This window comes from Scytonema hofmannii PCC 7110 (genome assembly GCF_000346485.2).
Taxonomy (GTDB): Bacteria; Cyanobacteriota; Cyanobacteriia; order Cyanobacteriales; family Nostocaceae; genus Scytonema; species Scytonema hofmannii.
Window position 1 is genome coordinate 4,561,129 of sequence record NZ_KQ976354.1, and the last position, 8,954, is coordinate 4,570,082.

General features: G+C 45.9%; 17 protein-coding genes. 8 read left to right on the forward strand and 9 right to left on the reverse strand.

All coding sequences use genetic code 11. The features are described 5' to 3' along the window. Nucleotides 1-3 precede the first annotated feature (3 nt). The gene (locus tag WA1_RS18875; RefSeq protein ID WP_017742008.1) at nucleotides 4-1,197 is read right to left on the reverse strand and encodes a DUF2213 domain-containing protein; all 1,194 of its coding nucleotides are present in this window, start codon (nucleotides 1,195-1,197) and stop codon (nucleotides 4-6) included. Between the two features lie 179 nt (nucleotides 1,198-1,376). On the opposite strand from WA1_RS18875, the gene WA1_RS52900 reads away from it, so the two are divergent. Continuing rightward, the gene (locus WA1_RS52900; protein WP_017742007.1) at nucleotides 1,377-1,727 is read left to right on the forward strand and encodes a helix-turn-helix domain-containing protein; all 351 of its coding nucleotides are present in this window, start codon (nucleotides 1,377-1,379) and stop codon (nucleotides 1,725-1,727) included. Here WA1_RS52900 and WA1_RS18885 read toward each other — a convergent pair. The 3 genes from WA1_RS18885 to WA1_RS18895 all read right to left on the reverse strand — a co-directional run bounded on the left by WA1_RS18885 (nucleotide 1,716) and on the right by WA1_RS18895 (nucleotide 2,509). Beyond that, on the reverse strand, nucleotides 1,716-1,913 hold the full coding sequence (locus WA1_RS18885) for a hypothetical protein (protein WP_017742006.1): 198 nt from the start codon (nucleotides 1,911-1,913) through the stop codon (nucleotides 1,716-1,718). The two genes, WA1_RS52900 and WA1_RS18885, sit on opposite strands and share 12 nt — an antisense overlap. 62 nt (nucleotides 1,914-1,975) lie before the next feature. Then, nucleotides 1,976-2,218 (reverse strand): hypothetical protein, encoded by a 243-nt coding sequence (locus tag WA1_RS18890; protein WP_017742005.1) that lies wholly within the window; start codon nucleotides 2,216-2,218, stop codon nucleotides 1,976-1,978. 90 nt (nucleotides 2,219-2,308) lie between these two features. Next, nucleotides 2,309-2,509, reverse strand: coding sequence for a ribbon-helix-helix domain-containing protein (locus WA1_RS18895; RefSeq protein WP_017742004.1), 201 nt, complete (start codon nucleotides 2,507-2,509; stop codon nucleotides 2,309-2,311). 119 nt (nucleotides 2,510-2,628) lie between these two features. On the opposite strand from WA1_RS18895, the gene WA1_RS18900 reads away from it, so the two are divergent. Both WA1_RS18900 and WA1_RS55100 read left to right on the forward strand, forming a co-directional pair. After that, complete coding sequence (locus WA1_RS18900) at nucleotides 2,629-3,492, forward strand: BRO family protein (protein ID WP_017742003.1); 864 nt, start codon at nucleotides 2,629-2,631, stop codon at nucleotides 3,490-3,492. Between the two features lie 13 nt (nucleotides 3,493-3,505). Further along, entirely contained in the window at nucleotides 3,506-3,685 is a 180-nt protein-coding gene (locus WA1_RS55100; RefSeq protein ID WP_148662717.1) for a hypothetical protein, read from the forward strand. Between the two features lie 127 nt (nucleotides 3,686-3,812). Here the strand turns inward: WA1_RS55100 and WA1_RS18905 are convergent, their stop codons facing one another. From WA1_RS18905 to WA1_RS59930, 5 genes are all read right to left on the reverse strand, one after another. Continuing rightward, a complete protein-coding gene (locus WA1_RS18905; RefSeq protein ID WP_017742002.1) occupies nucleotides 3,813-4,031 on the reverse strand; it encodes a hypothetical protein in 219 nt (72 codons plus the stop codon). After that, complete coding sequence (locus tag WA1_RS18910; protein WP_017742001.1) at nucleotides 4,028-4,351, reverse strand: hypothetical protein; 324 nt, start codon at nucleotides 4,349-4,351, stop codon at nucleotides 4,028-4,030. Before WA1_RS18910 ends, WA1_RS18905 begins: the two co-directional genes overlap by 4 nt. Continuing rightward, on the reverse strand, nucleotides 4,348-4,581 hold the full coding sequence (locus tag WA1_RS18915; RefSeq protein ID WP_017742000.1) for a hypothetical protein: 234 nt from the start codon (nucleotides 4,579-4,581) through the stop codon (nucleotides 4,348-4,350). Before WA1_RS18915 ends, WA1_RS18910 begins: the two co-directional genes overlap by 4 nt. A gap of 51 nt (nucleotides 4,582-4,632) precedes the next feature. Then, nucleotides 4,633-5,478: a KilA-N domain-containing protein gene (locus WA1_RS18920; protein WP_017741999.1), complete on the reverse strand. Its 846-nt coding sequence runs from the start codon at nucleotides 5,476-5,478 to the stop codon at nucleotides 4,633-4,635. Nucleotides 5,479-5,555: 77 nt separating this feature from the next. After that, nucleotides 5,556-6,323, reverse strand: coding sequence for a hypothetical protein (locus WA1_RS59930; protein WP_017741997.1), 768 nt, complete (start codon nucleotides 6,321-6,323; stop codon nucleotides 5,556-5,558). 166 nt (nucleotides 6,324-6,489) lie between these two features. Here WA1_RS59930 and WA1_RS18930 point away from each other — a divergent pair, with 166 nt between their 5' ends. From WA1_RS18930 to WA1_RS18950, 5 genes are all read left to right on the forward strand, one after another. Then, nucleotides 6,490-6,714: a helix-turn-helix transcriptional regulator gene (locus tag WA1_RS18930; protein WP_272819172.1), complete on the forward strand. Its 225-nt coding sequence runs from the start codon at nucleotides 6,490-6,492 to the stop codon at nucleotides 6,712-6,714. Next, nucleotides 6,707-7,009, forward strand: a complete 303-nt coding sequence (locus WA1_RS18935) for a hypothetical protein (RefSeq protein WP_017741995.1) — start codon at nucleotides 6,707-6,709, stop codon at nucleotides 7,007-7,009. Before WA1_RS18930 ends, WA1_RS18935 begins: the two co-directional genes overlap by 8 nt. After that, nucleotides 6,993-7,400, forward strand: a complete 408-nt coding sequence (locus tag WA1_RS18940) for a hypothetical protein (protein WP_017741994.1) — start codon at nucleotides 6,993-6,995, stop codon at nucleotides 7,398-7,400. Before WA1_RS18935 ends, WA1_RS18940 begins: the two co-directional genes overlap by 17 nt. 2 nt (nucleotides 7,401-7,402) lie before the next feature. Next, nucleotides 7,403-7,609: a hypothetical protein gene (locus WA1_RS18945; protein ID WP_017741993.1), complete on the forward strand. Its 207-nt coding sequence runs from the start codon at nucleotides 7,403-7,405 to the stop codon at nucleotides 7,607-7,609. Nucleotides 7,610-8,148: 539 nt separating this feature from the next. Next, nucleotides 8,149-8,922, forward strand: a complete 774-nt coding sequence (locus WA1_RS18950; RefSeq protein ID WP_051077025.1) for a PspA/IM30 family protein — start codon at nucleotides 8,149-8,151, stop codon at nucleotides 8,920-8,922. Nucleotides 8,923-8,954 lie beyond the last annotated feature (32 nt).

Sequence of the window (8,954 nt, forward strand, 5' to 3'; positions counted from 1 at the left end):
CCTCTAATTAGTTGTTTGCCAAGCTTTGCGAGACTCTTCTATTGCTTTCTTGCGAGCGTCGCCGTTATTCCCAGTTCCGTTGAAAGCGCCTTCCACCGCTTGCATGAGCTTTTTGGTGGGGTCTTTTTTAGCTTTCCCGCCTGCTGCTAGCAACATCTCAAAAGCTCCGTCAATTCTGTCCTTTGATGCACCGTCGAGCTTGACTCCGGGCGAACTGTTTTCCACTGCAGCACGCTTAATGTCAGTCGCGCTCATGCCGGAATCCGGTTTTTCCGCAAGGGATTTTGGTAAATAGGGTTTGGCTTGAGTCCAAGCATCAAAGCGATCCGCAACTTCTGAAGAAATAGCTGTGTCAAAAGCTTTCTTGTGCTTCTCCAGTTCAACTTTGGCGTTGGTCGCCTCGGTTTTTAATTTTTGATTGTCTTCAGAAAGTGACGCAATATCTTGACGCAATCTGTTAATTGTGTCATCGCGATCGCTCACCTGTGCTTGTAGCGATCTGACCTGTTTGCCCAGTTCATCCTCTCGCTTGGAAGCTGTCACTGGAGGTACAGTTTCTTCCGGTTTCGTATCTGTTTGATTTTCTTTATCTTCAACGTCCATGGCTTGAGCTTCACGATAAATATTATCTAATTTGGCTTTTACAAGCTTTTCTGATATAGACTGACGCGATTCCCAAGCGTCAATTAAGTAGACCTTGACATCCGCACCAGCGCGTCCTTTTTCGACCGCAGAAACGTGATTGCCTCGAATGTTTCGTTGAATCGCATCGTATTGTTGACCCTGCCAAGTCCCAGGACTGAATTCTAATTCGCATTCATATCCAGCGCTTAACTCCTGTTTTTTGCCGCTAGCAATTTGTTCTATTGCATCCTCGTCAAAAGTGTTAACAGCAACCCACACAAACCCGTGTTTGTAATAAACGAATGAGTCAGTTGACCCAACCATGTACTTTTTGGCGTTGCGGTTGTCAAGAAATTCTGGAGGGTGATCCACTGTGAAGGGTTTTGTCCCAAAACTAGCAAGACTTTTGGGATCTGATACTTCTTTGGGTAACCTCAGTTCCCTGCGAGGACTTCCATCTTTGTTGTAATACGTCTGTACTCCTGTGCGTGCAATGGCAGACCATGCCCGCAGGTATCCTTCGGGTGTTATTTCATAGCTGCTAATTTCTCCTGTATCAAATCGGTACTGCATATACTTAAAAACCTTGCTCTTTATGTCATAGCACGCAAAAGTTGAAGTGAGAATTGTGCTAAAAAATTACAAGATTTTCATGTAAAACCATGTACAATCCTTCAGTATATTTACCAATAAATTTAAATAACTCTATTGCTAGAAAATTATATAAAATGGCAAGAATAAAGCGGTGCTCGATGACAAAAGTTGTTGAGGACATGATTGAGGAAGGCTTGGAAGATGTGCCAGATAGCGGAGTGGCAACAACTCCCATGAATCAAAATATCAAGCAACAAGAAGAAATTAGAGCAGTTATTGGAGGCAATATAACGCGACTCAGGCAGTTAAATTGTTTGTCCCAATCAAGCTTGGGAAAATTAATTGGACTCCACCAGCAAGATATTTCTCAAATTGAATTGGGTAAAAGGAAATTGGATATTGTTGAAGCGATCGCAATTTCTCAAGTACTGGGTGTTGAGTTGGAAGAACTGTTTGAAGGCGTGGTTGATGGTAAAAAATCTGCGTGCGGCGGGTTTTCACTGAGTTAACAATTTGTAAGCCTGCTCGTATTTCTGTTTTTGCTGCTTGACGATCTGGTTGCCATCTTCATTAACGAATGCAATTGCGATCGTCCCTTTTACCAAGAAAGTGCCAACAAATTTAACTGAAGCGCCGTCCATCTCGTACTCTTCCCCCGGTACTAGATGCACCACGTCTGGGCTTGATAAGTCCATATAAAAAGTTGAGTCAAGTTTTCAATTCCAATTCTATCTGCGGAAATTCCGCAGATACAGTCCTATTCTGTGGGGATTTCAAAAGCCAGAGCACCCTCAGCCATTTTTGTTTTCACTTCTTGGGGGCTTATTCCAAGAGAGTTTGCCAGTTGGCCAAGGAATGACGGAGCTTCCTCTGTCATTTGGACGAGGTCTCCCAGCTTGGCGACTATCCGTGATGAAGGATTCACTGCGGTTTCCCTTCGTACAGTGCTTATGCTTCCGTCATCGTTTCTCAAAATTGTCCAAATTTTTGTGTTAGTCATAGAGGTTAAAGTAGTTGTTGTTGGTAGTGCATGAAATTGGAATATTCGTAGAAAATTCACAGACAGAAAGGGCGATCGCGGTTTAAAATTTTATTCCAATAGTCCATCTTTTTTTAACCGCTCTATCACCGCTTCTCTGATATATTCAGAGCGGTTGGGGATTGATTCTAGTATTTCTGCAAGTTCTGGGGGGAATCGTGCTGCGAATTGTTTCCCATTAGCTCCTATGCCCTTCCCTTCGGGCATAAAACCTTTCCGACCCCTAACCGCTTTCCCTTTATAAGTTGTCATACTCAAACTCTTACACCAATACGTTTAGCGTGTTAAAATAAGTTTGAGTTTGTCCACTGCCTAACTTTGGACGGTGAGAGCAGTGGACGACTGAAAACCGCAAACGAGGAAATCAGTCCATGGCTAATATTGTACATTCTTTGTCAGAGGGCAACGAAAACCCCTTTGACCAAATCCGCAAAGTAGATGAGCACGGTCACGAGTATTGGGTTGCTCGTGAGTTAATGCCTTTGCTCGGTTACTCCAGATGGTCTGATTTCAAGCCAGCTATTGAGAGAGCTATGCTAGCTTGTCAAAATACTGGGAACGACCGGAATAAGCACTTTTCAGGAATGCTCCTGAAAAGTAACGGGCGTAATGGGGAAGACTACAAATTATCTCGGTACGCATGCTACCTAACTGCGATGAATTCTGACCCGCGCAAACCCGCGATCGCGATGGCTCAAACCTATTTCGCAATCAAGACGCGAGAGGCTGAGTTAAATGTTGTCCCACAGCCCACAGAAGCGATCGCTCCCAGCTATGTGGAAGAATTGCTGCGCCGCAGTCTGAGTAGAACTTCACTAAGTCCCGAACATCAAGAAATAGCAATCCTTCGAGGGATCGGCAACAGTTTTCCTCAACTGCGATCGGCTACCGATGAAGCCGTTCAGATGATTCAGGAGTCGATAGCCACACCAGACAGACATATCAGTCCTACAGACTTAGGCAAGTTGTACGCCCAAAAGTACGGACTACCCAAATCCGTATCGGGTCAAAGAATGAATGAGGCGCTGGAATTCGCAGGCTTGCAATATTCAACTTCGAGGGTATCTAGCAGTGGCGAAGCCAAGAAAACTTGGCACCTTACGGAAGCAGGCAAAGAGTTCGGAGTAGTGTTCATGGAGCGCGTATCCAACGCCAAGGACATTGAAAAAGTGCGGTGGTTACCCTCCGTCATCGATCGCGTAACTATTGATTTGTCTAAGAAAGTTAGTAGATAAAAAGAGTGCAACCATGACTGACATCCTAGTAGTCGAAGCAAACGAATGCCCAAAGTGCAAACACACCGCACTTAACCACGGCAGTCCTTTCAGTCCAAAAGCGTTGCCAGGATGCGTGACAGTTCGATGTAGCGCTTGTTTGTGGCGAGGAGCACGGAAGATTTACGACTCAAAGCGAGGCTGGTTAATGTAAACCACTTGCGGGATTAGTAAAGGGTGGGCAGTACCCACCTTTTTTTGTGTCACCATTATCTGCGGAAATTCCGCACTAAAAAAACCACCTTATCAGAGGTGGTTTTTGAATCTTGTAATAGGCGTAGCTATTGTTCAATCTCGCTTCTAGCGTTCTCTAGGAAGTAAACCACGCGATCGAGTTTTGGATCTTGGTACACCCAGTTCGCTAGCCCTTCCAGTAAGTCTTCGAGTGAGTAACCAGATTGAGATAGAACTTCCATGAACTCGCCTACCAGTAGAGTAACTGCTTTATGGCGCTGGTCTCGAAGGCTGTTTTGCATGATAGCGCGTGCTTCGGCGTTCATTGTTGCACTCCTTTAATCAATTCCAGTTGCTCGGTTAGTGCAGCGATTTTGGTGTTGCACGAGTTGACTTCTTTCTGAATCATCTCTTGCAAATCGGCTTCTGTTAGCGGTTTAACGCTTTCCTCGCTCCATGTTTCAGTGTCCTCGGAGTCTTTGTGCGGCATCACCCAGTAAATCCAACCCGCACCATACTTGTTGCCTCTAAAGCTGTTAGGAAGGTAATACTCAATCCCGACAATAAGACCCTGTTTTATCCATTGTCCGAGTTGGTATTTGGGCGCTGTCCATTCTTCGGGGATGACAATTGTTTGTTGACTCATTTTGATGTCTCCAGTAGTGTGTGTTCGTCGAGCTTGGCTACCGCGTCCCAAATGCGATGGGCTACCGCTTTGTAGTCTCGGTCAAAAGCGCAGTCCACCATAGCGCGGAGTAGATTTCGCAAGGTGTAGCCGCGATCGTTGAGTGCTGGGATGAAGTAGTCGCGTAAAAAGTGATGCAAGGCGATTTCTCGATCTACCTGCAGAAGAATTTGAATCTGTTCTGCACTCATGTTGGTCATCCCCAAGCCCGGATAGAAGGTACGAGGTAGTACCGTGTCCAGTCAGTGGTCATTGGCTTCCAGTGCATCCAGTACTGACAGGTGCCACTGTAGGGACTGGATGGTTTTACCGTGTCCCTTGGCAGTATCCACAACCAATTGGCTGTGTTCTTTGCCTTTTTCTGTGGGTAAATAATCGGGGTTCTTGCCGTCTGGGTTTTTGATTTGAAAGCCTCGGTCAATCAAGGTTTTGTTGACACGAATAGCGCTCCACTTCTCCCCTGTCTTTTCAGCCAACTTTTCACCGAGTGCAGTCGGGCGAACGAGTTCGGATTCTATCGGGACTGGCAGGAGGGTTTTTGCAGCTTCAATCGCGGGAAGAAGTTGAGGATGAAGTTTCGCGATCGCGCTTCCTTTGACTCCGGCTATTAAGTTGGGATGCAGGTCGGTTTTGCCCAGCATCAAGTCGATGACTTGCGCTATCTCTTCAGGTGCGGGTGGTAATGTTGGAACTGGTTCGGGAGTAGCGGGAGTGGGAGTGGTAATTATTTCACCAGTCATGAGCTTCCGGAGTGCGCGATTTGCCCAAATTCGGAATTCAACATTAACCCATTGAGCAAGGTCGATCGCGATTTCGGGATGAGTCCAAGTACCTTGTGCTTGCTTGTTGTTTCCGCCTTTAATAGAAACGACCAACCCCGAAACGGGAATTCCCGTTTCGGTAGAAAGTGCTTCCCAGTAAGTTTTTGTAGAATCAAGGCGAGCGTAGTCGTTGAATTGCTTGTTGTGCGCCCGACACATTTGAGTGGCGTTGACGTAAGTGGCGGGGATGGTAAATTTAGCGATCGCAGTTTCCGTTGTTAACTGAGTAATGGGATTGCCGTTCCAGTCGTGAGTTAGCAAATTCATGTTTCTTTTCCAAGGTAAAAATTGCACAAACCAAGAAAGAGGTGCAAATCAGTTGCACCTCAAAGCGATGGGATTATTTAGGCAGCTGTAGCAACAGCCAAATTGCAGTAAGAAGCGATGATGACCAGCTGTGCTTGGTCGGGCGTGTTCAATCGCGGACGAAACTCAGAATTACAGGGCTGAGCAATCCACTTGCCATCTAAGTCTTGATAGAAGGTTCCGAGAAGGTGGAAAGAATGCCACACGCGGTACATAGTGCCAAAACGCGGGTCGTAGTCTGAATCAATTTCGATTGGCTGTTCGGGAGCGATTGTTTCCGACTGCACCTCAATATATTTGTTCAGTTCTTGTTGAGCTACTGCTTGTTCGTCTACAACCCGTTCTACAGTCGCTTGCACCTTAGCTTTCTTGGCATCGATATGAATTTGTAGCAGTTCGCTAGCGCCTACAACGCCTTCTTTCTTTAACCGTCTCAATGCTTCTTGCACGGCATCCTTAAGTTCTGGGTAGGCAATGGTGCGATACTTATCTTTTCTGCCAATCCAGCACAGTACGTCACACTGCTTTTGGTAGAAGGTAAAACCGTTTGCGATCGCGAAGTTGTAACCAGTCGCGGGTTCAACTTCAACTACTTCATCTGCGAATGCCTCAGCGACCATCGCTTGCTCGTCGGCAATGGTGTTAATGCAGTCTTGAGTTACGCTGTGGTTTTCTTTTGCAAATGCGTTAAATAAGTTACACCAACCTTTGTTGGTTCCGTCGTTGCGAGCTGAGTAATAAGGGCAATCCGCGCAAGTTTTAGTCTCAGGCGCGGCTGCTTGAGATTCAAGAGTTGTTGATGGCATAATTTAGATGTCTACGTTTTGTGGATTAGAGAAGCGCTTTTAGTTGTCCAGACCGGGGCGCTTTCTCTATTACTAATCTACCGTAAAGAACTTTACGCGTCAATACTTTACGTAAAGACTTTTACGTCTTAGTATTGATATAAGAGTCTTTATGGGAGAGATAACAGTGTCACGCGTAGCAAAGTTAAGGAAGCGATTAGACCTCACACAACGGCAGCTGGCTGACTTAGTAGGGGTTACAGAAACCACTATCCGCAATTGGGAGAACAACCGCAGTGGGGTTGAGTGGTTTGAAAGAGTCACCAAGTTGTGCGAGGCATTAAAATGTACCCCTAACGATTTATTTGGGTATGAAAAGGTCGGAGAGGCGGAGAGCGAGGAAAATGTTTAACCCGCCTCCGTTAATCCCTTTGATTTGCCCTCGGTGTCTTTATTGGAGCGATCGCACAAGGGAGTCAAAAATGACTGAATTTGGCGAACATTTACCAGACTCCGAGGCACAACCGACCGAAGAAAGCGAGGAAATTGGGGCTTACAGTCAGGCACAAGCAATGAAAAAATGTCTTGAATTAGCACGCAGCTATGGTGGTGTAATGAAAGAACCACCCGCTCACACTGGTAGACCCGGAAGATATATTTGTAAAATTATTGTTTGGAGAAAGCGAAGAGATGAACATTCAAACTAGATTAATTAAAGAATGGGATCACAACCCGCCCGCGATTCTCGTAATGACTCAGCCGACTCCGGCATCTCCGAGCGTTCCCCTTGGAGGGGCGACAGGTACAAATTACGCTTTTAAGTTTTTTGATGACTTGAAAGCTTCACTTTCGTCTCAACAGGGTGAGTATTATCACGTTTACACCTGGGACAAGTATAAAGATGAAAACCACTTGTGGACGTTAGTTGGTTATGAAGTTTTTCGGTCAGAAAGTTCCATTTACGATGCGCTGTGCGTTCTCTATTACGAACCAGTCAATCCCGAATACGTGATTAGGGATTGTATGGGAGAAGAGATGGCGGCTGAGTGGCATCGCAATAATCGCGTTGACACTCTCCATGCTGCTCACGTTGCGTAAATATGGATAAAGAACAAATTCGCTACTTAGCACATGAAGCGGCAGAACTCAGCAAGCAAGGTATTAAACTTATCAAAGCTGGTAAGTACAAAGAAGGTCACTCTTATATGCGTCGAGCTTACTTAGCTAGCAAAGAATGCCAGTCATTGATTAATGAAGGTAAAGTTCAGAAAACTTTGGAACAGTTTGAGGAACTTCACGCTGGCTAAGTAGCCTGTTGATAACCTCATGTGTGTTCTCACGGAAAGTCGGGGTCGCAGTCAGAGCAAACGATCGCAATGACTTCATTCAGACTTCAGTGCGGCTTTACCATTTTTAGTATTTAATATGACAAATTTAATTTGGGTGTACAACAAACGAATTTTCAGGTATCACTATGGGATTGCTACTTCGCCGAATTAACCGACTCGTCAAAGCAGAAGTAAACTATGCAAAGCGTGAAATGGAGGCAAAAAAAGCCATGTCCTTGGGGCTGGCGGGTGCGGGAGGCGTAGCGGGCGCTTCCATTGGGAAAATCGGAATTCTAGCAAAAGGTACCGGTTTTAGCGTTGGTACTGTTCCATTGACTGCTGCTGGTGCTTTAACTGGTTTTGCCTTGTATGAAGCAATCAGGGCGACAACGGAGGAAGATACCTCGTCTCTTGGAGTCGCAGCAATGGGAGCCGCAGCAGGTGCTGGTATTTCTGCCGCTATTGGCAATATAGGGGTCGCCACCGGGGGAGCAGCTTTTGCTGTAGGCGTGGCTCCTATGGCTGCGGCAGGTGCGATAGCGGGTCTTGGTATTGCTGGCTTAAGTCAACTCTTGCGGCAAGACGCAGACCCTGAAAAGACGCTGGAACAAGCTATTCTGGAAATGCAAGAAGAATTGGTAAAGTTTCGCCAGTGCGTTTCTCAAGCCGTCGCTGCCCAAAAACGTACTGAAAAGCAGTACAATGATGCTCAAAACGAAGTGAACAAGTGGCACCGAAATGCCCAACTGGCTTTGCAAAAAGGCGATGAAATTCTAGCAAGACAAGCCCTGGAACGAAAAAAGACTTTTAACGAATCTTCAAGAGCGCTCAAAGTTAGCTTAGAGCAACAAACTACCCAAGTAGACTCACTCAAGCGCAACCTAATCCAGCTAGAAAGCAAAATTTCTGAGGCAAAAACCAAAAAAGAAATGCTTAAAGCGCGAGCTACCGCAGCCAAAGCACAAGAACTACTCCAAGGCATGGTGCGCGGTATGAATACCAGTAGTGCAATGGCTGCTTTTGAGCGCATGGAAGAAAAAGTTTTGATGCAGGAAGCCCGCGCTCAGTCATCAGCTGAGTTAGCAGGTGCCGATCTAGAAGCTCAGTTCGCCAAATTGGAAGCCAGCAGCGATGTTGATGATGAATTAGCAGCACTGAAAGCACAAATGCTTGCTTCATCGACCCAACGAGCACTCCCACAACAGTCCACAACCCCCAATACGAACGCCGGGAATAATGAAGTTGTAGATACTGAGTTGGAATCGCTACGCAAACAGTTAGACAATTTGTAACCTTAACTGGGCTTCTATATCTTAGCTGTGAA

Excerpts from the sequence above, each read along its gene's own strand:
- WA1_RS18920 (WP_017741999.1), bottom strand. The coding sequence starts at position 5,478 with ATGAATTTGCTAACTCACGACTGGAACGGCAATCCCATTACTCAGTTA.
- WA1_RS52900 (WP_017742007.1), top strand. The coding sequence starts at position 1,377 with ATGACAAAAGTTGTTGAGGACATGATTGAGGAAGGCTTGGAAGATGTG.
- WA1_RS18885 (WP_017742006.1), bottom strand. The coding sequence starts at position 1,913 with ATGGACTTATCAAGCCCAGACGTGGTGCATCTAGTACCGGGGGAAGAG.
- WA1_RS18910 (WP_017742001.1), bottom strand. The coding sequence starts at position 4,351 with ATGAGTCAACAAACAATTGTCATCCCCGAAGAATGGACAGCGCCCAAA.
- WA1_RS55100 (WP_148662717.1), top strand. The coding sequence starts at position 3,506 with ATGACTGACATCCTAGTAGTCGAAGCAAACGAATGCCCAAAGTGCAAA.
- WA1_RS18950 (WP_051077025.1), top strand. The coding sequence starts at position 8,149 with ATGGCTGCGGCAGGTGCGATAGCGGGTCTTGGTATTGCTGGCTTAAGT.
- WA1_RS18940 (WP_017741994.1), top strand. The coding sequence starts at position 6,993 with ATGAACATTCAAACTAGATTAATTAAAGAATGGGATCACAACCCGCCC.
- WA1_RS18915 (WP_017742000.1), bottom strand. The coding sequence starts at position 4,581 with ATGAGTGCAGAACAGATTCAAATTCTTCTGCAGGTAGATCGAGAAATC.
- WA1_RS18905 (WP_017742002.1), bottom strand. The coding sequence starts at position 4,031 with ATGAACGCCGAAGCACGCGCTATCATGCAAAACAGCCTTCGAGACCAG.
- WA1_RS18895 (WP_017742004.1), bottom strand. The coding sequence starts at position 2,509 with ATGACAACTTATAAAGGGAAAGCGGTTAGGGGTCGGAAAGGTTTTATG.
- WA1_RS18875 (WP_017742008.1), bottom strand. The coding sequence starts at position 1,197 with ATGCAGTACCGATTTGATACAGGAGAAATTAGCAGCTATGAAATAACA.
- WA1_RS18890 (WP_017742005.1), bottom strand. The coding sequence starts at position 2,218 with ATGACTAACACAAAAATTTGGACAATTTTGAGAAACGATGACGGAAGC.
- WA1_RS18900 (WP_017742003.1), top strand. The coding sequence starts at position 2,629 with ATGGCTAATATTGTACATTCTTTGTCAGAGGGCAACGAAAACCCCTTT.
- WA1_RS18935 (WP_017741995.1), top strand. The coding sequence starts at position 6,707 with ATGTTTAACCCGCCTCCGTTAATCCCTTTGATTTGCCCTCGGTGTCTT.
- WA1_RS59930 (WP_017741997.1), bottom strand. The coding sequence starts at position 6,323 with ATGCCATCAACAACTCTTGAATCTCAAGCAGCCGCGCCTGAGACTAAA.
- WA1_RS18945 (WP_017741993.1), top strand. The coding sequence starts at position 7,403 with ATGGATAAAGAACAAATTCGCTACTTAGCACATGAAGCGGCAGAACTC.